This window comes from Acinetobacter sp. YH12231 (genome assembly GCF_013417755.1).
In the GTDB taxonomy this organism is placed as follows: domain Bacteria; phylum Pseudomonadota; class Gammaproteobacteria; order Pseudomonadales; family Moraxellaceae; genus Acinetobacter; species Acinetobacter amyesii.
In genome coordinates, this window is the sequence record NZ_VPDJ01000018.1 from 21,563 (window position 1) to 47,468 (window position 25,906).

Annotated in this window: 21 protein-coding genes; 9 read left to right on the forward strand and 12 right to left on the reverse strand. The window is 40.4% G+C overall.

The genetic code is table 11. The annotated features are described in order from the left end of the window. The first annotated feature begins 536 nt into the window (after positions 1–536). Genes purT through dapC form a run of 3 tightly spaced genes read left to right on the forward strand, consistent with a single transcriptional unit; the run spans position 537 to position 5,632 of the window. Complete coding sequence (gene purT / locus FTV11_RS11980) at positions 537–1,742, forward strand: formate-dependent phosphoribosylglycinamide formyltransferase (RefSeq protein WP_078194365.1); 1,206 nt, start codon at positions 537–539, stop codon at positions 1,740–1,742. Positions 1,743–1,771: 29 nt separating this feature from the next. Further along, entirely contained in the window at positions 1,772–4,438 is a 2,667-nt protein-coding gene (glnD, locus tag FTV11_RS11985; protein WP_180074056.1) for a [protein-PII] uridylyltransferase, read from the forward strand. Positions 4,439–4,462: 24 nt separating this feature from the next. Next, entirely contained in the window at positions 4,463–5,632 is a 1,170-nt protein-coding gene (gene dapC, locus FTV11_RS11990; RefSeq protein WP_180027235.1) for a succinyldiaminopimelate transaminase, read from the forward strand. 141 nt (positions 5,633–5,773) lie between these two features. On the opposite strand, the gene FTV11_RS11995 is transcribed toward dapC, so the two are convergent. The 4 genes from FTV11_RS11995 to msrB all read right to left on the reverse strand — a co-directional run bounded on the left by FTV11_RS11995 (position 5,774) and on the right by msrB (position 9,795). After that, positions 5,774–7,963 carry a TonB-dependent siderophore receptor gene (locus FTV11_RS11995; RefSeq protein WP_180027236.1) on the reverse strand — a complete coding sequence of 730 codons (2,190 nt, stop codon included), beginning with the start codon at positions 7,961–7,963 and terminating at the stop codon, positions 5,774–5,776. Between the two features lie 305 nt (positions 7,964–8,268). Continuing rightward, on the reverse strand, positions 8,269–8,790 hold the full coding sequence (locus tag FTV11_RS12000; RefSeq protein ID WP_180074057.1) for a TonB C-terminal domain-containing protein: 522 nt from the start codon (positions 8,788–8,790) through the stop codon (positions 8,269–8,271). Between the two features lie 106 nt (positions 8,791–8,896). Further along, positions 8,897–9,379, reverse strand: a complete 483-nt coding sequence (locus tag FTV11_RS12005) for a glutathione peroxidase (RefSeq protein ID WP_180004104.1) — start codon at positions 9,377–9,379, stop codon at positions 8,897–8,899. Further along, positions 9,376–9,795: a peptide-methionine (R)-S-oxide reductase MsrB gene (msrB, locus tag FTV11_RS12010; protein WP_180009463.1), complete on the reverse strand. Its 420-nt coding sequence runs from the start codon at positions 9,793–9,795 to the stop codon at positions 9,376–9,378. Before msrB ends, FTV11_RS12005 begins: the two co-directional genes overlap by 4 nt. Positions 9,796–10,023: 228 nt before the next feature. On the opposite strand from msrB, the gene FTV11_RS12015 reads away from it, so the two are divergent. Together FTV11_RS12015 and FTV11_RS12020 are read left to right on the forward strand one after the other, a co-directional pair. After that, complete coding sequence (locus FTV11_RS12015; RefSeq protein ID WP_180027238.1) at positions 10,024–11,454, forward strand: pyridoxal phosphate-dependent aminotransferase; 1,431 nt, start codon at positions 10,024–10,026, stop codon at positions 11,452–11,454. A gap of 232 nt (positions 11,455–11,686) precedes the next feature. Further along, positions 11,687–12,862: a YbfB/YjiJ family MFS transporter gene (locus FTV11_RS12020; protein ID WP_180074058.1), complete on the forward strand. Its 1,176-nt coding sequence runs from the start codon at positions 11,687–11,689 to the stop codon at positions 12,860–12,862. A 317-nt stretch (positions 12,863–13,179) separates the two neighbouring features. Here the strand turns inward: FTV11_RS12020 and FTV11_RS12025 are convergent, their stop codons facing one another. Further along, positions 13,180–13,356 carry a hypothetical protein gene (locus FTV11_RS12025; RefSeq protein ID WP_168379654.1) on the reverse strand — a complete coding sequence of 59 codons (177 nt, stop codon included), beginning with the start codon at positions 13,354–13,356 and terminating at the stop codon, positions 13,180–13,182. A gap of 406 nt (positions 13,357–13,762) precedes the next feature. Continuing rightward, on the reverse strand, positions 13,763–15,016 hold the full coding sequence (gene icd, locus FTV11_RS12030) for an NADP-dependent isocitrate dehydrogenase (RefSeq protein WP_180004095.1): 1,254 nt from the start codon (positions 15,014–15,016) through the stop codon (positions 13,763–13,765). A 189-nt stretch (positions 15,017–15,205) separates the two neighbouring features. Here icd and FTV11_RS12035 point away from each other — a divergent pair, with 189 nt between their 5' ends. After that, positions 15,206–15,994: an rRNA large subunit pseudouridine synthase E gene (locus FTV11_RS12035; RefSeq protein WP_180020878.1), complete on the forward strand. Its 789-nt coding sequence runs from the start codon at positions 15,206–15,208 to the stop codon at positions 15,992–15,994. Positions 15,995–16,075: 81 nt separating this feature from the next. Here the strand turns inward: FTV11_RS12035 and FTV11_RS17150 are convergent, their stop codons facing one another. Continuing rightward, complete coding sequence (locus tag FTV11_RS17150) at positions 16,076–16,834, reverse strand: hypothetical protein (protein WP_257223038.1); 759 nt, start codon at positions 16,832–16,834, stop codon at positions 16,076–16,078. A 61-nt stretch (positions 16,835–16,895) separates the two neighbouring features. Beyond that, positions 16,896–18,599, reverse strand: a complete 1,704-nt coding sequence (locus tag FTV11_RS12045) for a M61 family metallopeptidase (RefSeq protein WP_180074059.1) — start codon at positions 18,597–18,599, stop codon at positions 16,896–16,898. Between the two features lie 180 nt (positions 18,600–18,779). Between FTV11_RS12045 and FTV11_RS12050 the strand changes: the two genes are divergently transcribed. The 3 genes from FTV11_RS12050 (at position 18,780) to FTV11_RS12060 (ending at position 22,117) form a co-directional block, all read left to right on the forward strand. Beyond that, on the forward strand, positions 18,780–20,093 hold the full coding sequence (locus FTV11_RS12050) for a D-alanyl-D-alanine carboxypeptidase PBP6B (protein ID WP_306669395.1): 1,314 nt from the start codon (positions 18,780–18,782) through the stop codon (positions 20,091–20,093). 103 nt (positions 20,094–20,196) lie between these two features. Then, positions 20,197–21,498 carry an NAD(P)/FAD-dependent oxidoreductase gene (locus tag FTV11_RS12055; RefSeq protein ID WP_180074060.1) on the forward strand — a complete coding sequence of 434 codons (1,302 nt, stop codon included), beginning with the start codon at positions 20,197–20,199 and terminating at the stop codon, positions 21,496–21,498. Positions 21,499–21,634: 136 nt separating this feature from the next. After that, entirely contained in the window at positions 21,635–22,117 is a 483-nt protein-coding gene (locus tag FTV11_RS12060; protein ID WP_078189067.1) for a peptidylprolyl isomerase, read from the forward strand. 155 nt (positions 22,118–22,272) lie between these two features. On the opposite strand, the gene FTV11_RS12065 is transcribed toward FTV11_RS12060, so the two are convergent. The 4 genes from FTV11_RS12065 to FTV11_RS12080 all read right to left on the reverse strand — a co-directional run bounded on the left by FTV11_RS12065 (position 22,273) and on the right by FTV11_RS12080 (position 25,889). Further along, positions 22,273–23,052, reverse strand: a complete 780-nt coding sequence (locus FTV11_RS12065) for a M48 family metallopeptidase (RefSeq protein ID WP_168379353.1) — start codon at positions 23,050–23,052, stop codon at positions 22,273–22,275. Between the two features lie 112 nt (positions 23,053–23,164). Next, positions 23,165–23,473, reverse strand: coding sequence for a hypothetical protein (locus tag FTV11_RS12070; RefSeq protein ID WP_078194385.1), 309 nt, complete (start codon positions 23,471–23,473; stop codon positions 23,165–23,167). Positions 23,474–23,570: 97 nt separating this feature from the next. After that, positions 23,571–24,374 (reverse strand): M48 family metallopeptidase, encoded by an 804-nt coding sequence (locus FTV11_RS12075; RefSeq protein ID WP_180074061.1) that lies wholly within the window; start codon positions 24,372–24,374, stop codon positions 23,571–23,573. Between the two features lie 192 nt (positions 24,375–24,566). Beyond that, a complete protein-coding gene (locus tag FTV11_RS12080) occupies positions 24,567–25,889 on the reverse strand; it encodes an adenylosuccinate synthase (RefSeq protein WP_180074062.1) in 1,323 nt (440 codons plus the stop codon). Between the last annotated feature and the right edge of the window lie 17 nt (positions 25,890–25,906).

Genomic DNA, 25,906 nt, shown 5'->3' on the forward strand with positions numbered 1-25,906 from the left:
CTAATTTCTGCGCTGTACATTGCCAACCTGCAGATCTGATCCGCGCCATTTATATAGAGAAAAATCAGCAACAAAAGATTGTGGGCTTATATAACTGCACACAGCAGATTCTGCTCTTACATCCACGTCGCCTGATGTTTTCACACATATCGATGCCTCGTCTGTTCAGCAATTTTCTGCAGCTGATCGGCTTCTTATTGATTTTTCTATTGTGCATTTTCAGCCTCAGTTCATGGCTCAATTCATCATTTCACCTTCTGTCGGTGGCTACAGACGCGCTTCAATGTGCAAATTTGGATATTGAGCCATTCCCTGCATCTGTAAAAAATGCAGGTATATTTAAAGTGAATTTAAATAAAAACAACTAAATACCACTTTTTAAAGATTTTCACAGGTAAATAATTACACGAACGCATACCCATAAAGATATAAAAAAAATTGTTGGACAATATCATTTATTTATGTGAATACTCGCTTATCTCTCGAACAAGTTCTGCTATGCTTAAATTCCCATAAAATCAAGCATGGATGATTACATGAGCGTCACTATTGGTACTCCACTTCAGTCTTCAGCGTATAAAGTCTTACTGTTAGGTTCTGGTGAACTCGGTAAAGAAGTTGTGATTTCATTGCAACGTTTGGGTGTAGAAGTTCATGCTGCCGATCGTTATGACCATGCTCCTGCCATGCAAGTTGCACATTTTTCTCATACTTTAAATATGGCAGATCCTGAGGCACTTAAAGCCTTAATATCTCAAGTTAAGCCTCATTTGATTGTCCCTGAAATTGAAGCCATTGCGACTCAAGTTTTGGTCGAGATTGAAGAACAAAATATTGCCACTGTCATTCCTTCTGCAAAAGCTGTCAACCTGACGATGAACCGTGAAGGGATTCGCCGTCTAGCTGCCGAAGAGCTTGGACTCCCGACTTCAGCCTACCGATTTGCCAACACACTTGAAGCGTTCCGTGCTGCATGCGATGACATTGGCTATCCAAATTTTGTTAAGCCTGTCATGTCGTCTTCGGGTAAAGGACAGTCACGTGTAAAAAGCTTTGATGAAGTCGATGCTGCTTGGGAATATGCACAAACAGGTGGGCGTGTAAATCAAGGTACAGTGATCGTGGAATCACAAATTGACTTTGACTTTGAAATCACCCTGCTGACTGTTCGTGCTAAAAATGCAGAAACAGGTGAAATTGAAACATCATTTTGCGACCCGATTGGCCACCGCCAAGACGCTGGCGACTATGTAGAAAGTTGGCAGCCACAACTCATGACTGCTCTTGCTTTAGAGGAAGCCAAGCGTATTGCCAATAAAGTAACCATTGCATTAGGTGGATGTGGCATTTTTGGCGTGGAACTGTTTGTCAAAGGCGATAAAGTATGGTTTAGTGAGGTATCACCTCGTCCACACGATACAGGCCTTGTCACTCTTGCATCGCAATTCCAAAGCGAATTCGAACTGCATGCACGTGCCATTCTTGGTCTGCCTGTGAATACTGCTCGACACAGTACTGCTGCGAGCGCAGTCATCTATGCAGGCGTGGATGATACCAATTTATCATTTACTGGCTTAAATCTTGCTTTGGCTAATCCAGACACCGATTTACGCCTCTTTGGTAAACCAGAAGGCTTTAAACGTCGCCGTATGGGCGTAGCAACAGCACGCGCTGAAACCACAGATCACGCGCGTGAACTTGCTCAACATGCTGCACAACAAGTCAGTGTTCAACAAAACTAAGTTTGTAACACCTTAACGGACCACTGTTCATGATCAATACGCTTCCTCTGCTGAATTACATTAAAAGTAACCACGACATTCAGGCGATTAACCAATGGCGCTCAGATGTTGAAAATCAGCTACAGGAATGCTTTGAAAATGGACAGTCGATTCGTGATGTGATTTTGGCTCGATCGAATCTAATCGATGAAGCCTTAAAGTTCTTATGGACACATGCTGAACTCGACCAAACCGATCTCGGTTTGTTTGCTGTCGGTGGCTATGGTCGCCGCGAAATGCTGCCTTACTCCGACGTCGATATCATGATTTTGTCTGAGGATGAAATCAGCCCAGAACAAGAAAAACTCATCTCTAGCTTTATTTCCACGCTTTGGGATGTTGGTAATTTCAAGCCGGGCATCAGTGTACGTACTATTAATGATTGTGTTGCTCAAGCCACCAATGATTTAACTGTGGCAACAGCGCTGATCGAAGCACGTTTGATTGTGGGCAATGAACACCTAGCCAAATGGCCACGCCGTATCGTATCGCAGACATGGACGGATAAAACCTTCTATGATGCAAAAATGCAAGAGCAAGCAAAACGCTATGCTCAACATAACAATACCGAAAGCAACTTAGAACCCGATATTAAAAATGCGCCCGGTGGTATCCGTGATATCAACCAAATCGGATGGATTGCAAAGCGTCATTTCCGTGTCAATCGCATCTATGACCTTGTACATCTAGGTTTTATTTCAGAGTTTGAACTTGGCGTTCTTGAAGAAACAGAAAGCTTTCTTTGGGAAATTCGTCATCATTTACATCGCTTAACCAAGCGCGACGAAAACCGATTATTGTTTGATTATCAACGTGACATTGCCGCTAAATTTGGCTATCAACGTGAAGAAGGTAAATCACCGAATTATCCAATCGAACAGTTCATGAAACGTTACTACCGTAGCGCTCAGCAAGTGACGACGTTAAATGAAATGCTCTTGGCTTATTTTAATGAATCTGTCATTACGCCACGCTTGCCTGACTATGAACGTAAAATTGAAGAGATCAATGCTAACTTCAAATTAGTCGATGGCAAATTAGCGGTACAGCATCATAAAATTTTCTCTGAAAATCCAAGTGCTATTCTAGAAATTTTCTACCTCTTGGCGAATCGTCCAGAAATTGAAGGGATTCGTGCCCGAACTTTACGTCTATTGTCACTTGCAGCAAAACGTATTGATCAGAACTTCCGTGACAATCCTGCACATCAAGCCTTATTTATGGCGATCATTCGCTCACCCTACCGTTTATACGACACCATGGTGGCGATGAAACGTTATGGCGTGCTCGGCAACTATATTCCTGCCTTTGGGCAAATCATGGGACTCATGCAATATGACTTGTTCCATATTTACACTGTCGATGCCCATACCCTATTACTACTACGTAATTTAAACCGTTTTAAAGAGCCTGAATTTGCTAAGGACTTCCCTGTCGTTAGCTCCGTATTCCAACGACTGGCGCGCCGTGACATTGTTTATTTAGCGGCAATTTTCCATGATATCGCCAAGGGTCGCGGCGGTGACCACAGTGAACTTGGTGCGGCGGATGCGATTAAATTCTGTCGTACCCATGGGTTTACTGAACGTGAATGCAACCTTGTCGCATGGTTGATTCAAAACCATCTATTGATGTCCGTTACTTCTCAGAAAAAAGATATTTCCGATCCAGATGTGGTGAAAGAATTTGCTGAGAAAATGGGCGATATGGAGCATCTCGACTATCTCTATACCTTGACAGTTGCCGATATTAACGCAACCAATCCGACGCTTTGGAATACATGGCGTGCATCCCTCATGCGCCAACTGTATACACAAGCGCGTGATGTGATTCGTTCTGGTTTGGGTCGTCCTGTAGATTATCCAATGCTGATCGAAGACACTAAATTTGCAGCCAGTGAACTGTTAGTCAACGATTTTTCGCTCTACGATGTAGAAACTGTTTGGCAAGAACTCGGTGATGAATATTTCCTAAAAGAATCTGCCGATGAAATCGCATGGCATACGCGCGCCATATTAAAGCATGGCAATAATGCAGAACCATTGGTACTGATGCGAGCACATCGTAAATTTGCACAAGATGCGGTACAGATCTTTATTTACACCCAAGATCAGCCTAACTTGTTTGCAACAACAGTGGCAATTTTGGACAGAATGAACTTAGACGTTCAGGATGCTCGGATTATTACTGCATCCACTGCATTTAGTTTGGACACCTATGTTGTACTTGACCGTTTTGGCACTTTATTAACAGATCCTGAACGTGAGCAAACTGTTATTGAAGCACTCAAACAAGCCTTGAGCCAATCTGACAAGTACCCAGGCCTGATGCAACGTCGTATTCCACGTCAACTGCGTCATTTTGATATTGAAAATACCGTGAGTATTTCTTTTAATGAAGCGCTTCAACAAAATATGGTTGAAATTGCGACACTTGACCATCCGGGCTTACTTGCTAAAGTCGGTGGTTTATTTATGATGCAAGGCCTAGATATTCACTCTGCGAAAATTGCGACGCTCGGTGAACGTGCTGAAGATATTTTCTATGTCACTAAAAAAGATGGCTCACCTATGAGCGATTCAGAAGCAGAAACGTTTGCTGCACAATTAAAGTCAGCACTCGATGAAGCTTCGAATCAGGTTTGTAGTCATCATTAACTTAAATTGATCGGTATCCATTCCATGAACTCCAGTTTGTCATTATTGCACCCTTATCCATTTGAAAAGCTAAATAAGCTATTTCAGGATGTGAAACCCGCAGAGTTGCCTTTGATTCCCCTATCGATTGGTGAGCCAAAGCATCCTGCACCGGAGTTTGTGAAACAGGCCATTATTGATAATTTTCAACACTTATCAACTTACCCAAACAGCAAGGGTTTACCTGAGCTTCGCACAAGTATTGCAAATTGGTTAACCCGTCGCTTTAAACTCAATAGCATCAGTGCAGACACCAACGTCCTGCCTGTATCAGGTACACGTGAAGCGATCTTCTCGTTTGTACAAGCTTTGGTTAAACGTGAAGATGCCCCTTATGTGGTGATGCCAAATCCGTTTTACCAAATCTATGAAGGCGCAACTTTACTTGCGGGTGCAGAGCCTTACTTCATCAACTGTACAGAAGAAAATAACTACCTTGGCGACTTTGACGCTGTACCAGCTGAAGTTTGGGAAAAAACCGCTTTACTGTTTGTCTGCACACCGGGTAATCCTACAGGTGCGGTACTTTCTAAAGAACAGTTTAAAAAACTGATTGCTCTGTCTGACCAATATAATTTTGTGATTGCATCTGATGAATGCTACTCAGAGCTTTGGTTTGATGAAGCGCCTGTTGGTCTGCTTGAAGTTTGTGCTGAAATAGGCCGTGATGACTATAAAAACTGCGTGGTATTCCACTCACTGTCTAAGCGCTCTAACTTACCGGGTATGCGTTCTGGCTTTGTTGCAGGTGATGCTGCGCTTTTAAAACCTTATTTACAATACCGTACTTATCATGGCGCTGCGATGCCTGTTCAACACCAGTTAGCTTCAATTGCAGCTTGGGATGACGAAGCACACGTCGAAGAAAACCGCGTACAGTACCGTGCAAAATTTGAATTATTCCAACGCGAACTGGGTCACCTACTACCATTACAAAAACCTGATGCTGGGTTTTACTACTGGTTAAAAGTCGATAATGATGAAAGCTTTGCCAAAATGCTCATGGAAAAAGCACACGTTAAAGTGCTTCCAGGCCGTTACTTATCGCGTGATACAGCACAAGGTAATCCGGGTGAAAACCATGTCCGTTTAGCCCTTGTTGCCGATATTGCCCAATGTGAAGAAGTAATTCGTCGCTTAAAAGCAGTACTTTAATTGATGTAAAGCGCTTTGCTTATAACAAAAATGCCCCAAATTTGGGGCATTTCTATTTGAGTCATTTCTTAACCATCATTTAGTGAAAATCATTTAAGAGTATTCACTTTGAAACAATCATTGAGAAATCACTGAAAACCATTAGAAATCAAATGTAGCACTCAATTTAAATGTTCGAGGTTCGCTGAGTGACAAATACGTATAGTCGTTCACCGATGCAGAGGCCCAATAATCTTTATCTAAAACATTAGTCACAGTAAAATTCAAACTGGTGGGTATATTCTTGATTTGCGTTTTATAGTTTGCACCCAAATCTACACGTGTCCAATCTTTAAGTTTCAATGTGTTGGCATTGTTTGCATAAGTTGAACCCGTATAGACAACACGCCCATTTACACTCACATCTTGCTCAATCGGTAGTTTCCAGTCCGCTTCGACATTGGCTTGAAACTCCGGCACACCAATCACACGATGTCCATCAAATAAATCTTGGTATGTGTCTTTTTGCTCGGTATCAATCCAAGTTGCGCCGCCCAATATTTTGATTGAATCTGTTAATTGACCATAGGCATTAAATTCAAGCCCTTGGTGAATATTCGTCGCTTGACTGATTTGTGCAGTCCCTGAGCTATTCACTGAGGCTTTTTGGCGATCTGTATAGAAATAATTCAATGTTCCGCCAATCAAGCCATTTTCATATTTCACGCCCAGTTCTTTTTGTTTCGAGACAAATGGATCGGCAATAAAGTTATTACCTTCGCTATCCAAAATCGCTTCGCCTTGCACCAAAGCTTCGATGTAATTGGCATACATAGACCATTCAGGCGTTAATTTATAACTCACGCCTAATGCCGGAGTAAGCTGATTTTTATTAATATTGTATTTATAGGTTCCGTAAGAATATACGTCTTGATCAACTTCCTGATAACGCGCACCCAGCATGAGGGTCAAACGATCATCTAACATCGAAATATTGTCGCCCAAGGCAAAACTTTTCAAGGTACTGACACCTGCTTTTGGATAAGTCCCTTCTACCCCCAACCATTTGTCAATGTTAGAATCTTCGGTATAAATCGGATCATAAAAACTATCATTCAAACTGGTGGCATAACCATAGCTATAGCGTTTATCTGCACGATATAAAGAACCAGAAGCGACCACTTGATGTTTTAAAGCACCTGTTTCAAATTTAGTTTTGACACCCAATTCTGCTGAGTGATTACGATCTTTACGTGGAATCATCGATGCAGAAAGTTTTGCCGTTCCTGCTGCGGTATCACTTAATTGTTGGCTTGAGTAAACACCAGCTTCTTCTGATTTGCGGAAACCATATGCGGCATAGGCTGTTGTTGCATCGGTTAAGTCATATTCTGCTCGTACACTTCCGAATAAATCTTCTTCGTTTGAATAAGTCCATGCTTGACCATGATAATTAGCATACTGAGCAGCACTCGGAAGCTGTGTAACTGCATTGGTTAAACGTAAACTTGGTCGATTTTCTGAAAGGCGGTTATTGTTATATCCCAAATCACCAGATAGGCGGAAACGCTCCCCTTTGTAGTCCGCAGCAATCAAAGCCAATCCAAGTGCTTTCTTTTCTTGGTCAATCTCGGTTCCGCCATCATTGTAAGCGGTATTGACCCGCACTCCAAATTGATCACCTGTCCCAAAGCGACGTGATACATCCGATGCCACATAGGCACCATTGAAGTTTGTCCCCACCGTCACACGTGTTAAGGGATCATTACTGGCACGTTTCGGAAGTAAGTTAATTGACCCACCTATGCCTGTTCCACCTGGGATTGCACCATTTAAAAATGCCGAAGCGCCTTTGAAGACTTCTACCCGCTCAAACAGTTCTGTTGGAATATATTGGCGTGGCAATATGCCATACAGGCCGTTATATGCCGTATCATCTGATGCCAGTGCAAAACCACGAATAAAATAAGCTTCTTGAAAGTTCCCATAACCTTTGGCCGTACGCACACCCGCATCTGCTTGTAGCACATCGCCGACGCTCTTCGCTTGGCGGTCTTGAATATATTGCTGGGTATAACTGGTGATATTAAATGGTGTTTCTAAATTTTTCTGATTACCGAAAATACCCACTTTACCGCCCGTCGCAACTTGCCCCCCTGCATAAGGCTTCATCAAGCCATTTGCAGAAGCATCCGCACTGACGACCACATTAATGGCTTCTAGCGTTTGAACTTCAGTAGTATCGATATTGGCAGCGGGATGTTCATTTTCAGCGATTTCATTCGCATAAACATATGTAAACCCTTGTGTAGCACACGCCATCATCACACAGAGCTGCTTCATTTTTAACATTGGGAGAGTAATCCTAGAAAATACGCCCATATAATAAATGATAGTGATTAGCATTTACTCTTTCATTTCATTATTTGCGATGCTTTTTATTTATTACTTTTTATTTTTTAATTGTAATTTTTTATTAAGCTCAACTTAACGAGTTACACTCACCTGATTGCTGAAGAGTGTTTTCATTCATCAAATACACCGATATCAAGCAAGTTAATAACACTTGGGAAACCAATCACTCATCCACCATTAGATGAAAACCCGAGCAATGACAGTTCTAGTACCATGATTAAGACAACCCTTCTGCTATAGGCTTATTGAGGTGGATGAATAGCAAATTCATGTTCAACGGTATAACTAAGTTTTTTATCAACCATCGGAATAGGTTCAAGTCGCGCAACCAATAGGGATTTTTGTACTTTTTGATCAAAGCTTTTAGAGCCCGAACTTGCAATGAGTTTTGAGCTAACAATATAGCCTGTTGCAGCAATCACGGTGAGCTGTAGTTTGACGGGATGCTTATATGTTTTCATTTCAGACGCAGATAGCACATATTGTGGTACATTCACCCAAGAGACGTCATACATTTTCGGTTTGACATGTGGATCAATTGCATCAGCAACACGCGTAGGTTGGTATTCTTCTACAGGTGTTTTTAATAATTGCAATAATGCGTTGACCCGAGCATCTCTCGTGCGGTCTAGATTGCTGGCATCAACAGACGTTTTTACAACTTCAGATGCGCTCAGATTGCTATCTGCCCATGCTGTACCCACACATACGGGTAAAAAAACCGTTAAAACACAAATTCGACGTTTAACTATCTGCCTAAACAATGTTATGACCTTCAAATAAAGAGACGTCAGTATAAAACATCCAAAAAAATAAAGACGCTTTCGCGCCTTTATATCAACCTCAGTTCGGCCAATGATTCACTTCATTTTACTGAGCCAAAGCTTTTTCAATATCTTCATTCAATGTTTCAGGCTTGGTCGTGGGTGCATAGCGGTTAATAACTTGCCCATTTTTGCCAATTAAAAACTTGGTGAAGTTCCATTTAATACCATTACCCAATACGCCTTTCGAGTTATTGGTTAAATAACGGAAAATCACATGCGCTTCAGGGCCTTTTACATTCACTTTGGCAAACATCGGAAAAGATACGCCATAGTTTTTTTGACAAAATGCGCCAATTTGATCATTTGAACCCGGATCTTGTCCGCCAAATTGGTTGCATGGAAAACCTAAAACCTCAAAACCTTGATCTTTATATTGTTCGTAAATTTTCTCCAAACCAGCAAATTGAGGAGTAAATCCACATTTACTAGCGGTATTTACAATTAATAAAACCTGGCCTTCATAATCTGCAAAGGATTTATTACTTCCGTCCAGTAATTCTGCTTCAAACTGGTGAATGGTGGTCATGGATAAGTTTCCTCATCATTTTTTTCTTTTGTTTCTAATTCTAAGGATGCTGAATTAATACAATAACGCAATCCAGTCGGCTGTGGTCCATCAGGGAAAACATGCCCTAAATGTGCGTCACAATGATGACAAACAATTTCTGTTCTGACCATACCGTGTGTCGTATCTACATTTTCTTCTACTGCAGCAGGTTCAATCGGCTTATAAAAGCTCGGCCAACCACAACCGCTATCGTATTTTGTTTCAGAAGAAAAAAGCGGTTCCCCGCAACAACGACATACATACGTGCCAGCTTGTTTCGTATTCCAATATTTTCCAGTGAAAGCTTGCTCCGTGCCTTTCTGACGCGTTATGCGAAACTCTTCTGGCGACAATTCTCTTTGCCATTCTCTTTCTGTTTTATTGAGTTTTCCCATGATGACGTCCCTTTATATCGTGGTATTTAAAATAGGATAATCCTATATTTACGTCATTCAATCTTAAATTTCTAGTCTTTATTCAACAATTTACAAAATCTATATAATGACCCAAAAAGCAAAAAGTAAGCAAATATAAAATCGTGGTGAGCAAAATACAAAATTAAATGCTTTTTTGTGAGCACCTTTAGTGATAATCTTAGCGCTACTCTTGCTCAGGATTAAAAAATGTCGCAGAAAAAGAGCGTAATTTTTAAAAATCTGCTGCCCGTGATCAAACAATATCAACAGGCAGGGTTTACGCATGAAAAAATAGTTGCTTTACTCAGAGACGAACATCATCTCGATTTAGTAACGACCGAGACATTTAAAAGCTATTTATACCGTTATGCAAAAGTGACCTCCACTCTTTCCGAGAATATAAAAATGCCGAATACGTTTAACACCCCCCGCGAAATTAAGAAATCGTCTAAGCTCGAGCATGTTTGCTACGACATTCGCGGACCAGTGTTGCGAGCGGCCAATGAGATGGAAGAGGCTGGCCATAAAATTATTAAATTAAATATTGGTAACCCTGCTCCTTTTGGTTTTGAAGCACCTCAAGAAATTATTAACGACGTGGCACTCAACCTGCCTAATGCAATTGGTTATACCGACTCAAAAGGCATCTTCCCTGCGCGTAAAGCGATTTGTCAGTATTATCAACAAAAAGGCATCTTAAACATGCACGTCAATGACGTGTATGTCGGAAATGGCGTATCTGAACTGATCGTGATGGCAATGCAAGGCTTGCTCGACGATGGCGACGAAATGCTAGTGCCTATGCCAGATTATCCGCTTTGGACAGCAGCAGTTAACCTTTCTGGCGGTACAGCTATTCACTATAAATGTGATGAAGAAAATTTCTGGTATCCAGATACTGCCGACATGGAAAGTAAAATCACCCCTAATACCCGCGGTATCGTGGTGATTAACCCGAACAACCCAACAGGTGCGGTTTACCCACGTCATGTGCTTGAGCAAATTGTAGCTCTTGCGAAGAAATACGACTTAATTTTATTTGCTGATGAAATTTACGACAAGATCGTTTATGACGGTATTGAGCACGTCTCTGTTGCGTCATTGGCAGGCGATCAGCTATGTATTTCATTCAATGGCTTATCTAAAGCGTATCGAATTGCAGGTTACCGTTCAGGCTGGATGGCAATTACAGGCGATAAATCACGTGCGCTAGACTACATTGAGGGTTTAGATATGTTGGCTTCAATGCGTCTATGTGCCAACCACCAAGCGCAATATGCGATTCAAACAGCTTTAGGCGGTTATCAATCGATTAATGATTTAATCCGTCCAGGCGGACGTTTATATGAACAACGCAACATTGCTTGGGAAATGTTGAATGATATTCCGGGTGTGTCTTGTGTGAAACCAGAGGGTGCTATGTACTGCTTCCCTAAACTGGACCCTGAAATTTACCCAATTCAAGACGATGAGAAATTCATGTTGGATTTCCTCCGTGCTGAAAAAGTACTGTTGGTTCAAGGTACGGGTTTTAACTGGCCAACACCTGATCATTTCCGTGTGGTGTTCTTGCCTGCTGAAAATGAACTACGTGAAGCACTCACTCGTTTAGGTCGTTTTTTGGCGAAAATGCGTTAATTCATAAGTGCTTTAAAAATAAAAAAACCGTACGCCATGTACGGTTTTTTTATTACTGTATCTTTAAATTTGATTTCTTACTGTACTCACACCACAGCTATCTTTTTGAATAGTTAAGTTTTTATAAATTTATTTTGAGCTTAGACCTTAGTCAAAACTTTAAGATCTGTTGATTTTTCTACAGCATATTCATGTTATTTTTTAACCAATCATAAAAACACATGAGTACGGGATGTTCTCAAACAAAATTAAACTGAGCCTATTTCTCTGTCTAAGCATGTGCCTAGGCATCGGGATATTACGTTTTTCCTATACCGCACTCCTCCCTTCAACCCGCGAAGCATTTGGTTGGAGCTCAAGTTTTGCCAGCATCTTAGGTAGTGCCAATTTGCTCGGCTACTTAATCGGCGCATTTTGGGCCATGAAATTACCCCAAAATAAAAGCATGGTGAGCTACATCCAACTCGCGGCTATTGCAGGGACACTCAGTTTACTCAGTTGTGCATTTTCAGGTTTTTCAGAAATTTGGTACAGCACTTGGCGCGTAATTTCAGGGATCAGTGGCGGCTTACTGATGATCCTCTCCCCAAGTGTCGTTGCCCAATGTTCAGTGCTTCAAGATCGCTTTAAAATCAACTTTATTGGTTTTAGCGGCATTGGCTTGGGGGTCTTAATGGCAACGCTATTTTTGCCTTACATCCAACAAATGTCGACAAAGTGGGCTTGGTTGATTTTATTTTCTTTTTCAAGCCTGATTTGTATTTTACTCAGCGTACTTTTGAAGAGTTTTAAAACACAGCTCACATCATTCACCACGATTTCAGCTGCAGAACATAAAGTTGATGGAATTTTCTATTGTCTCTTAATCGTGTATAGCACCAGTGCTTTTGCTTACGTGCCCCATTCATTATTTTGGATTGACTATTTAACTCACACCCTACACCTCAGCCCGATCGGGATCAATTTCAATTGGATTTTATATGGTCTAGGGAGTGCTTTAGGGGCATTTGTTGCTTACTGCCTAGCACAAAAACTGGGAAATATTAGCGCTCTTAAAATTTTATATAGCTGTTATGTCTTCGCGATTTTTATAGCGATTATTAATATCCATCCACTTTTTACTTTTTTATCTTCTTTTGCGACAGGCTTGCTCAATCCAGCAGTGGTTTTTCTCACCTCTTATACCATTTTGCAAATCTATGGTAGCGCCTATAAAAAGCTCTGGAGCATTGCAACTCTGTGCTTTGCATCTATTCAATTGATCGGTGGTTTAAGCTTTAGTTTTTTACAGCGAATTGGTATTGATTATTCACAGCAATTTATTTTGGCCGCATGCGTACTCTGCATTGGAACAATGCAACTCTTTTGGTTCACTCGAACAGCAAAATTGAGCAAAAATCTCGTCTAGGCAAATCACATGACATTCAGCTGCATCATCAATCACACATACAAAAGTCATGCATACAAAGAAAAGACCTATATAAATAGGTCTTCTCATTTTGATAAATCGTGAATGGGCTAAGCTTTTTTCAGCTTTTTCTTTAATTTTTTCAAAGCAGAATTATGCTTTGAAATTTTGTTCAACCTCGCTTTAATTTCCTTTTTAAGTGATTTGGTTTTCTTAGACAAATTCATCTCCTTCTCGTCTACGTATAAAACTTAAATTTCGATAAATTAGAAAATCGTTTGACCAAATGAACTTTGACTCACAAAGTCTTTAGCCTATTAATGATGTTGTTGACGCTGATTTCGTTGATGTGGCTGTTGTTTCTGTTTCTTCTGGTCTTGTTGCTGTTGCTGTTGCTGTTGCTGTTGCTGTTGCTGTTGCTGTTGCTGTTGCTGATCATTTTGCTGCTGTTGTTGATCAGATTGTTGGTTTTGTTGATGCTGTTTACGAGACATTTCATTTCTCCTTTTTCATCACAAATATCGCAATGTACTGCTGCTAGGTGTACTTCTACTAAAGGACAACAACCAATGTACCGCTAATTTTCAAGGAACCAAGCCGATAAATGTTTCGAATTACGTCATTGTAAAATTTCTGGAGAATAATTAATTTGAAATCAATCTCCCTCTATTTTCTGCATTACTTAAGTTCACTCGAATAGTGTGGTTTTAAACTTTTAGTAACATGACAAGCATGCCAGACCATCTGATTGATTGCGTGAAGTCACCTTTTGATTGCTGTATTTTGAATTGTATTGAGAAGCTATGATTCTGTGTTTTTAATGTTTAGTCCTAAAAAAGGACTAAATCATTCAGTCCTTTTTTCACCTAGCATTTTTTACACTTAGATTGGCAAATAAACTCAGTCCATATGCTCAATGATGGCTTGTCCAAACTCCGAACAACGTAATAGTTTTGCACCTTGCATGAGTCGTTCAAAATCATAGGTCACCGTTTTGGCTTCAATGGCACCTGCGATCCCTTTAATAATTAGATCTGCCGCTTCAGTCCAGCCCATATTTCGCAGCATCATTTCTGCAGACAGAATAATAGACCCAGGGTTTACTTTGTCTTGACCCGCATATTTAGGTGCAGTGCCATGTGTCGCTTCATAAACTTGTACCGCGCCACCAATATTAGCACCCGGTGCAATACCAATGCCGCCAACTTCAGCCGCTAAAGCATCTGAAATATAGTCACCGTTTAAATTTAGGGTAGCAATGACTGAATAATCGGTCGGACGCATGAGAATCTGCTGTAAAAAAGCGTCCGCGATCGCATCTTTAATCACGATTTCTTTGCCCGTTTTTGGATTTTTTATTTTGACCCAAGGACCACCATCTAGCAATTCACCACCAAAGCGCTCAAGTGCGACTTCATAACCCCACTCTTTAAACGCCCCTTCGGTATATTTCATGATATTACCTTTGTGCACCAAAGTGACATTCGGCTTATCATTATCAATGGCGAATTGAATAGCTTTACGTACCAAACGCTGAGAACCTTCTTTAGATACAGGCTTAATCCCGATACCGCAATTTTCCTCAAAGCGAATCTTAGTGACGCCCATTTCCTCTTTAAGAAATTTGATCATTTTCTTGGCTTCAGGCGAATCTGCTTTCCATTCGATCCCTGCGTAAATATCTTCTGAGTTCTCTCGGAAGATCACCATGTCTGTACGTTCAGGATGCTGAACAGGTGAAGGAACGCCCTTAAACCAACGTACTGGGCGCACACAGACGTAGAGATCTAATTCTTGACGTAGTGCAACATTTAGCGAACGAATGCCACCACCGACAGGCGTCGTTAACGGCCCTTTAATTGAAACCACAAATTCGCGTAAAGCCTCAAAGGTTTCTTCGGGCATATAGGTGCCATAAATTTTATTGGCTTTTTCACCACAATAGACTTCCATCCATTCTATGGCACGTTTTCCACCATAAGCTTTTTGTACTGCGGCATTCACCACGGTTTTCATCACGGGCGTGATATCAACACCTATACCATCGCCTTCAATAAACGGAATAATTGGATTATTGGGAACATTGAATGATAAGTCTGAATTTACTGTAATTTTTGTCCCATCCACTGGAACGACGATCTTCTGATAACCCATTTTTATGATCCTCCCTGAGAAGCGAGTGAAAAAATAATTTCTGTTTGATAAGACTTTTAATTGCGCTTCACGCATAATACTCTAAAGCAAATCTACCTTTTTTGAGATTTAGATGGGAAATAGCTGCATTTCCCTATTGAATAAATCTTAACCAATTTGAATTATTGTATTTAATAGAAGTTATTTCCTATGAAAATCGTCATCTTAAACAAGCCATATGACGTGCTCTCCCAATTCCGTAAAGACGAAGCGCATATGACCATATCTGACTTCGTGGACGATCCTAGTCTACGTATTGCAGGTCGTTTAGATATGGACTCCGAAGGTTTGGTATTTTTAACCGATCATGGTGGTTTAAATCAGTACATCACCAATCCTGAAAATAAAAAGTTCAAAACCTACTTAGTGCAAGTCGATGGCGACATCACAGAAGAAGCGCTTGAACAATTACGTAAAGGCGTTGAGCTAAAAGATGGTATGACTTTGCCAGCCAAAGCCATTAAAGTGCAACAGCCAGAATGGTTATGGGATCGTGATCCTCCTGTACGTTTCCGTGCAAACATTCCAACCTCTTGGGTTGAAATCCAAATTTGTGAAGGCCGTAACCGCCAAGTTCGTCGTATGACTTCAGCAGTGGGTTTCCCAACCTTACGTTTAATTCGTACACGTATTGGTGCAATCGATTTAGTTCAATTGGCTTTAGAACCAGGTGAAACCAAAGAAATTGAACCGTTACTTTACCCTGACTTTCAAAATGTACCTGCAGAAGAACCTTACCGTTCGCGCTCTTATGTGAAAAAACCAGGCGGTACAGGTGGTAAGCCAATGGTTCGTAAGAATAAAGACGGATCCGTGAAAAAGTCAGGTACAAAACGTATCTGGCAAATGGATGAGAGCGAAAAACCAAAACGCCGTACCAATGGTACAACTCGTCCGAATACTAAAGCCCCACGTGGCCGCGGTCGTAACGGACGTTGATATTATTTCTTAAAAATCAGTTTGAAAAAAGCTTACACCAGTGAGCTTTTTTTCAATAAAAATGAATCTTTGAAGCATAATTTATACAACTTTACTTGCTACTAACGAATCTCTCAGTGATGGCTTTAATACTTGAACCTCACCTGTTTCATGTCTTAATATTCTATATGAATAAATATTTTCAGTTTCTAATCCATAAATATTCTGAAATCTCATCTTAAATTTAAAATCCAAATCATTGATTTTTCCTGATAAAAAATCATTAGTATAAGTGTCATTCAAACAATCTAGCCTTAATTTAAATTCAATAGACTCATCAACTAATATTTTCATTTCACGCTGATAAATTGTGTCATCCAAAGTCATTAATAAAACAATTCTTGATTCATTAATTCTCGAATAAACACTAAAAATTAATGAACATAACTTTTCAGGCTTATTAGTTAATAGATCTCTAATATTAAGAATTTCTAATTTTGGAGTGCATAATTCTAAGTAAGGTTGGCATGAATTATGATTCATTCTCAATTGTTCTGACTGTAGCTGAGCAAGATACCCTTGCTGTTTAACGCTCTCCTTCATCTCTTCTATTTGAAGTTTAAGTGCTTTTTCTTGCTGTTCCAAAGCTTTGGTATTTTGATCTAATTGTTTACCTTGCTGGAGATACCCGAGTATTAACCAAAGAAAAGCAACTGGAGCAAATATACCTGCGAGAAAATCCCCTAGTGAATTCAGCTCTCTATTGGTAAATACAAAATTGTTTTGAAAGCAAAACAGTACTATCACTAAGAACCAAATTACAGTTATCGAAATTCCAATTATTAAATTTTTACTATTCATTTTCTTATAAAAAACCCATACCTAAGTATGGGTTTTACATGAAAATTAAATACTTATCAAATTAAGCCTTCAACCACTTCTCAACTTTAGCCTGATCTTCCACTTTAAGTTCAACTTCAGTTAATTCTGAACCTGCCGCTTTCACTTCAAAGCTCATCAGCTCATCACGGCGGAATGCCAACACCGTATAACTGCCATCTTGCTTGGCATATTTTTCTGCCAATTTAACGGTTGCTTTTAGACCATCAATTGCAATAATCACATCGTTCGCAGACAAGCCAGCTTTTGCAGCTGCACCGTCACGGCGAGCAGACTGAACCAACACACCTTCAGGCTTATCAGCCAGTTTTAAACCAAATGGCAATGATTTGTCATTTTTGAGTGTATAGCTTAAGCCAAACTCAGGGAACAACTGATCTAACGGCAATTCATCTGTAGTATTAATCAAGTGATTGATTTGTTCTAACCAATCATCACCTGTTAATTCATTACATAAATTGAAAATAGTCCGTTCATTGACTTGAATGCCATTTTGCGCATTTTCATATAGCTTACGCATTAAGGCATCAAGACTCGAACCACGTAGGCGTAAACCTAGGTCTAAACACAGCGCCACGAGGCAGCCTTTGTTGTAATAACTTGTACCTGCGTTATTTGAGTTTTCATCCTGACGGTAGAATTTCACCCATGCATCAAAGCTTGATTCAGCCACAGTTTGAATCTCACGACCTGGATTTTGTAAATAGCGATCAATTTGTGCTTTTAAAAGCTTGATATAAGAATCCTGATTAATCACACCACTACGCAGCAAAATCAAATCATCATAATACGATGTGAAACCTTCAAAAATCCAAAGCAAAGAGGTATAGCCTTCTTTGTTGAGGTCATAATTCACAAATCTTTCTGGACGGATAAATTTTACCAACCATGAGTGGAAATATTCATGGCTGCATAACCCTAAGAAACGTTGATAATCTGCCGATGGTTCTACAGGTTCATTGGCTTTTGGTAAATCATCACGCGGGCTAATTAAACTCGTACTGTTTGGATGCTCTAAACCACCATAGCTATTGGCCGTTGCCATGGTCATAAAGGTATAGTCTTTAAATGGCGCCGAACCAAACATTGAAATTTCAGTCGAACAAATTTTTTCGATGTCTTGCTGCATACGCTGCGCGTTCATAGCATGTTTGCCCGACACCACAAACTCATGCGGAATGCCGTTGGCTTCAAAACTAAAACGGGTTTGTTCCGCCAGTTCAAACGGTGCATCAATTAACTGAGCATAGTTATCTGCATATAAGGTATAACGACCTTTCACTAAACTTTTTGACTTTAATCCAGTCGCAAGTTGGAAATGCTTTAACTCGGGTGGCAAGAAAACTTCAACCTCAATGGCTGTATCTTCTTGGTCAACTAAACCTAAACATGCGCAAGCTGGATTGACATATAAACGGCTTTGATCGACATAAGCACCACGGACCGATAAATCGAAGGCATATACATCATATTCAACCGTGATCAACTCATGATCTGTATTGAATAAACGCCATTTATTTTTTTCAAATTTCTCAATTTGTAACAAACGCCCATCTTCATCATATGCTCGAACGGCTTCGATATGCTTCGAAAATTCACGGATTAAGTAACTTCCGGGAATCCAAGTAGGCAACGAAAGCACCTGTGTAGGATTTGCCAAGAAACGTGCAGTGACATGGACTAGATGCTGACGATAATCGTCAAATTCGATTTGATAATGCAACATAATGGGCGATATAAAATAAATAAAAGATAACTTATCAATTAGATTAACATTTTTTACAACTGAATGCGGAACTGTCGCAATTGTCTACAATAATGACTAGTCAGCAGAAAAAAAAAGGCATAGCATGCCTAAAAATTTTTTCGTTTTACCACCAACGGAATGGTTGGTTAAGGAACCTCATTGAAACACATGATTTACCTCATCGCGCTGCTTAGTTTTCTATGCTCCACGATAGCAAATGCTGCCCTTTTAAATATTGTCCCTGAAACCGTTGAAGCTGAAGCTTGGACCATTTTAGACCCTCAGTCGGGTCAGGTGATTGCAGAACATAATAGCCATGTTCAGCGTGCCCCTGCTTCACTTACCAAAATGATGGTGGCTTATATTGCTTTAAAGGAAATTAAAGCAGGTCATTTAAAGAAAAATGAAATCCTGACCGCAACCCCAGTCGTACAAGTGGTTCAATGGGATGAATCACAAATGTATCTCAAAGCTGGTGAACAAATTTCAGTTGATCAGCTTTTAGCAGGTCTTGTGGTCATGTCAGCCAATGATGCCGCAGTGACTTTAGCTGAACGCATTTCTGGTGATATTCCAAAATTTATTGAACGCATGAACAAAGAAGCTAAAGCTTTGGGCATGAATGACACCAATTTTCAAAATCCAGCCGGTATTACCATGCCAGAACATTATTCATCGGCGGCTGACCTTGCACGTTTAGGGCAAGCACTGGTGACTGACACACCTGACTATTTGTATTATTCAAAACAACAAAGTTTTAGTTATAACCAACGCTTCCACCGTGCAACCAATATCTTATTAAAACAAGATCCCACCGTTGATGGCTTAAAAACAGGTTTTACTAAAGCTGCAGGTTATAACTTAGCTTTAACAGCCAACCGTTTGATCGCGAATCCTGACGCGCCAGAACGTCGTTTGATTGTTGTAGTATTAGGGGCAAAAAGTGGATTAAAACGTGCAGAAGTAGCACACAACCTCATGAACTTGGCTTATACCTATACACGTAATGAAGTTGCAATCAAAGATAAGCAATTAATTGCAGAATTACCTGTGGTTAAATCAACCTTGAAAATGTTTAAGGTGGAAACTCAACAACCCAAACTAATTACAACTTCACTTTATGATCAAGCTTATGCCATCGATTTAAAAGCTTTTGATCCTACACAGCAACGTATTCTTTTAAATACTGGCAATGGCCAAATTCAAGCCATTGAACCACTTCATGAAACACAGACTAAACTGAGTGTTGAAGTAAATGAAAAAGAACTCACTGCGCCTTTGGCTGAAGTAATGAAATTAGCCACCGTTACTGTTTATCAAAATAATCAGCTGATCAATACCTTTGATATCGAAGATGACGTGCAAATTGAAGAAGCCAATATTTTTGAGCGTTTCATGATGTGGATCAAAGGCCTTTTTAGCATCTTTAATACGGATGCAGCAGAAGTTAAAACCTACCCTTTAGGTCAATGATGTGATTATGTAACTTGTAAGACAATTCGTTATTTGTGCAATAAAGAAGATGACATACTCGTGCCATCTTCTTTTTTTCAACAATAATAAAATAGGTAATTCAATGAATAACGCTGATGACTCCAAGTTACACCATATTGTCATTGTCGGTGGTGGTGCTGGTGGTTTAGAACTGGTTACGCAACTCGGTGACTTACTCGGGAAAAAAAAGAAAGCGCGCATTACCCTCGTAGATATGAAACTCACGCATGTCTGGAAACCCCTTTTACATGAAATTGCCGCAGGCACGATGTCAGTCAGCGAAGAAGAAATCAACTACTATGCGCATGCTGCGAAGCATCATTATGAGTTTGTCTTGGCTAAGTTTGAAAATGTTCATCCTACTGAAAAAACCATTCAGCTCAGCAAAGTCCAACAAGGTAAATATGAATCCACTCAAGAACAACTGCAACTGAGTTATGACACCCTTGTTCTTGCTTTAGGCTCAGTTTCTAACGATTTCAACACGCCGGGCGTGTATGAACATTGCCACTATTTGGACAGCCTACAACAAGCTGAAATCTTCCAACAAGATCTCTTACAGTTATATTTGGATGCGCAAAATAGCAATACAGCACGTGAGTTGAAAATTGCCATTATTGGCGCAGGTGCAACTGGCGTTGAACTCTCCGCAGAATTGGTCGAAGCCAAACATAATTTTTATAAATATGGTTTAAATAAAATTCATCCGCAAAGCGTACAGATCAATTTAATTGAAGGTGCTGATCGGATTCTGCCTGCACTCCCTGAAAAAATGGCCGAGCATGCTCAGCAGCAATTACAACGCATGAAAATTGAGGTCTTAACCTCTAAACGTGTGGAAAAAGTCGATGCTGAACATGTTTATTTTAATGATGGCAGTAAAATTAAAGCTGAACTGAAAGTATGGGCTGCAGGTATTAAAACACCAGAAGTAATTTCTAAACTTGAAGGCTTTGAAAAAGACCGCATGGGGTGTTTAAGTGTATATGCAACATTACAAACTAAGGCACACCCAGATATTTTCGCGTTTGGTGATTGTGCACATTGCCAACCGCGTGCAGATGAGCCTGTCCTCGGCCCACGCGCTCAAGTGGCCAGCCAACAAGCGTCATTTCTCGTGGATTGTTTAAAGGCGCGTATCCGTGGTCAACAACTCCCAATGTTCGTATTTTCAGACAAAGGCTCCCTAGTCTCATTAAGCAAGCATAAAGCGGTTGGTGAACTTTTAGGTCAGGTCAATGTTCAAGGCTTTGTTGCCAAATCAATGTACGTTTCACTTTATCGAATGCATCAAGCCACAATTTACGGCTACGCACATGCAGGACTATTAACGGCTAAAGATTTTGTTACACGAAAAATTGCGCCTAAAATTAAATTGCATTGAAATTTACAGATTTGCCCCGATTAATGAAAAAATCATCATAAACATTTAAAAATTGCATTTTTTTGATAAATTTAGTCTACAAAAGTGCAATTTCACTTTATGATGTAACCCTTAAAAAATTGAATGGATCAATAACATGACTGCTATTGCAAATAACTCTGTGGTTTCTTTCCACTACACATTGACTAATGCAGAGGGTGAAACTCTCGACCAATCTCAAGGTGAGCCACTAGCATATTTGCACGGCGCTGGTAACATCATTCCAGGTCTTGAAAAAGCTCTTTTAGGCAAAACAGTTGGTGAAAAATTCACTGTAACTGTACCTGCTGCCGAAGGTTATGGCGAATACAACCCTGATCTCGTTCAAGAAGTTCCTGCTCAAATGTTCCAAGGCGTGGATAACATCCAACCAGGTATGCAATTCCAAGCTCAAACTGATGACGGCGTACAAATCGTGACAGTTAAAGCGGTTGAAGGCGACAACGTTCTTGTTGATGCAAACTTTCCACTTGCTGGTCAAGATTTAACTTTCGAAGTTGAAATCGTTGAAATCCGTGAGGCTTCTGCTGAAGAACTTGAACACGGTCACGTACACGGTGCAGGCGGTCACCACCACTAAGATCTTCTGATCTCTAGTGCAAAAAGGCAAAGTTTTTACTTTGCCTTTTTTATTGCGCCTGATATAGGTATGCCATATAAGAACTTTTCAAACTATTAAATACAAAAAAGCAGGCCATAGCCTGCTTTTTTTAAATGGATAATTAATTCATAATATTAACGACGTTGGTTATAAACCTGCTGCGCTGCTGGTAGATTTTTACGCATCGCTTCAATACGTTGTGAGTTTGATGGATGCGTAGACAGGAATGATGAACCTCCCGCACCTTCAAGCTTGTTCATTTTTTCCCAAAGTGTAATCGCCGCTTGTGGGTTATAACCTGCACGTGCCATTAACATTAAACCACCTTGGTCAGCACGGCTTTCCAGAGAACGTGAATACGGTAACCCTATACCGATTTGACTACCTAACTGCGCAGCAGCAGTGCCCAATTGACCGACATTATTGCCTGCGGCACTTAAACCAATATTCAGCGCAAGATCCGTTAAGGCTTGAGCACCCAATTTACTTTTTGCATGTTCTTCAAGAGCATGGACCATTTCATGTCCCATAACCGCCGCAATTTCTGCATCAGTTAAATTCAGTTTATTGACGATACCTGTATAAAATACAACTTTACCGCCTGGAGCGACAAAGGCATTGACTTGGTCTGATTTCATGACTGCCAATTGCCATTGGAACGCTTGACCCGTTTGGTTCATTTGGTCTGCATAAGGACGCAGTTTTTGGAATACAGTATTAATGCGCTTATATGTACTCGAAGAGGTATCGAGCTGATTTTTAGAACGCGCATCTGTCACCATTTTGTTATAACTTTGTGTTGCTTGCGCGTTCAATGTGGCAGTATCCGCTCCTGCCATATCTGCCACTGTCGCACAGCCCGAAATCGTCATTACACCGGCCATACACAGGCTCGTTAGAATTATTTTTTTCATTAAGGATACTCCAGACCATTAAAATATAAGTGAATTTATGGATATTATATTCTTATGGTTTGGAGCTTAAAACGAAGTTATAGCGACTTATAATAGTATTTATGTAATTTTTTTAAGCTGAAAATTGAAGAACCAACCAATAGATTAAACAAACCACATTCAAGCCCAAATACACATGCATTAATGGCTTAATTTTTTCTTCTAACTGCACATTTTTTCGCTTAAAAAATAGGACAGCATTTTGTATCAAAACTATGGGCACAAGAATACAGGCAATAATCACCGACAACCCAATCAGGGCTTGATAAATTAATTGTGGATCTTGAGTTTGGGCACGAATGATCATCATAGCAATAGTGGGTGCTCCCCCCATCGCAAATAATAAAGAATAAAAAATGGTGGTCGAAATATTCTTTTGCATCCTGCACTTCTCTTCCTAATTCAAATTGCATTTTAGCAACTCACCACAAAGTGTATAGCGTACTAAAATGCAACTTTAGTCTTGAAAACCGCAGATATTAACGACGTACACTCGATGGTGTCGCATTTTTATAATATTGCTGCGCTTCCGGCATCATTTTTTGCATAGCAGCAATACGGTCATTATTGCTTGGGTGTGTAGACATAAATTTGCTCAGTGCGTCGTTGCCACTGTTATCATTCGCATTCATTTTTTTCCACAATGAAATCGCCGCTTCTGGATTGTATCCAGCCTTTGCCATCATCACTAGGCCACCTTTATCCGCGCGACTTTCCAAATTACGTGAATACGGCAAGCCCACACCAAATTGACTCCCCAAGTCAAGCAAGGTTGCACCATAGCCACCTGCTGCATTACCTACGTATTGTGAACCTATACTCACTGCAAGATTGGTCAGTGCTGAAGCGCCAATTTTATTTTTTGCATGTTCTTCTAAAGCATGAACCATTTCGTGACCCATGATTGCTGCGACTTCATCATCCGTGAGTTTGAGGGTTTCGACGATTCCTGTATAGAAAACAACTTTCCCGCCGGGTGCAACATAGGCATTGATTTCTTTAGACTTGATCACGGCAACTTTCCAATCAAAAGCCTGACCCGTTTGATTCATCTGATCTGCAAATGGTTTCATTTTCCAGAAAACACGGTTTACTTTTTGATAAGTTGCAGACTTGGTATCGAGCACTTGTTTGGTCTGAGCGTCTTTCAGCATTGCGTTATAAGACTGTGTTGCTTGTAAGTTCAAAGATGCAGAATCAGCACCTGCAAGATCAGCAATCGTGGTACAACCTGATAAAGAAGCTGCTACGGCAAAGCATGCCAAAGTTTTTTTATAATTCATCATGATCTCTAGTTATTTATAAAGAGTGTCAAATATATACAAAAAATTGACTGACTCAATATTTTTATGCTTATTTTTTCAAAATCTTTATTTTTCCATCATTTAAATTTAATCAACTTTTTTGAAGTTGTATTCTTCGTTATATAAAAAAGCCCCGCTTTCGCGAGGCTTTTACATCTTAATTCAACAACATTATGCGTCGAATGGATGACGTAATACGATTGTTTCATCTCGGTCTGGACCAGTTGAAATGATGTCGATTGGACATTCAATCAATTGCTCTAAACGTTTCACGTAGTTAATTGCATTTTGTGGCAATTGATCTAGTGATTTCGCACCGAAAGTAGACTCTGACCAACCTGGCATAGTTTCGTAGATTGGTTTTAAAGTTTCAAATGCAAGCGCATCAGAAGAACCTACACAACCTGCAGCATCAGAAGCTTCGTAACCTACACAGATTTTCACTTCTTCTAAACCATCTAGAACGTCTAGTTTAGTTAAGCAAATACCAGAAAGTGAGTTCACTTCTACTGAACGACGTAGAATTTCAGCATCGAACCAACCACAACGACGTTGACGGCCAGTAGACGCACCAAACTCAGAACCTACAGTACCCAAATGTTTACCGATCGCATCACCAACATCGTTTGCAGCATCGTAAACAAGTTCAGTTGGGAACGGACCAGCACCTACACGAGTTGTGTACGCTTTAGTAATACCCAATACATAGTCAAGGTGTAATGGACCAAGACCTGAACCTGAGCTTACGCCACCAGCAGTTGTGTTTGAAGAAGTAACATACGGATATGTACCGTGGTCAACGTCAAGAAGTGAACCTTGCGCACCTTCAAACATGATTTTCTTACCCGCTTTACGGTAAGCATGAAGTTCGCCAGTAACGTCCATCACCATAGGTTCGATGACTTTACGCCATTCGTCACATAGAGCGATTACATCTTCAACTTTAACGGCTTCAACACCGAAGAATTGAGTCAATTGGAAGTTATGGTATTCAAGAAGCTCTTCAAGTTGAGCTTTAAGATGAGCACCACCACGAACCAAGTCAGCAACACGGATTGCACGACGGGCCACTTTGTCTTCGTATGCAGGACCGATACCACGACCTGTTGTACCAATTTTCGCATTGCCACGTTTTTTCTCACGTGCTTGGTCAAGGGCGATATGGTGTGGAAGGATCAATGGGCAGTTTGGAGAAATACGTAGACGTTCACGTACAGGCACGCCTTCTTTTTCTAAAACTTCCATTTCATGGATTAAAGCTTCAGGTGATAAAACAACACCATTACCAATTAAGCACAATACGTTGTCACGTAAAATACCAGATGGAATGAGGTGTAATACAGTTTTCTTACCACCAACCACAAGTGTATGACCTGCGTTGTGTCCACCTTGATAGCGAACTACCGCAGCCGCTTGATCTGTGAGCAGGTCGACGATCTTACCTTTACCTTCGTCGCCCCATTGGGTACCAAGTACCACAACATTCTTGCCCATAATAGCCTCATTGCATC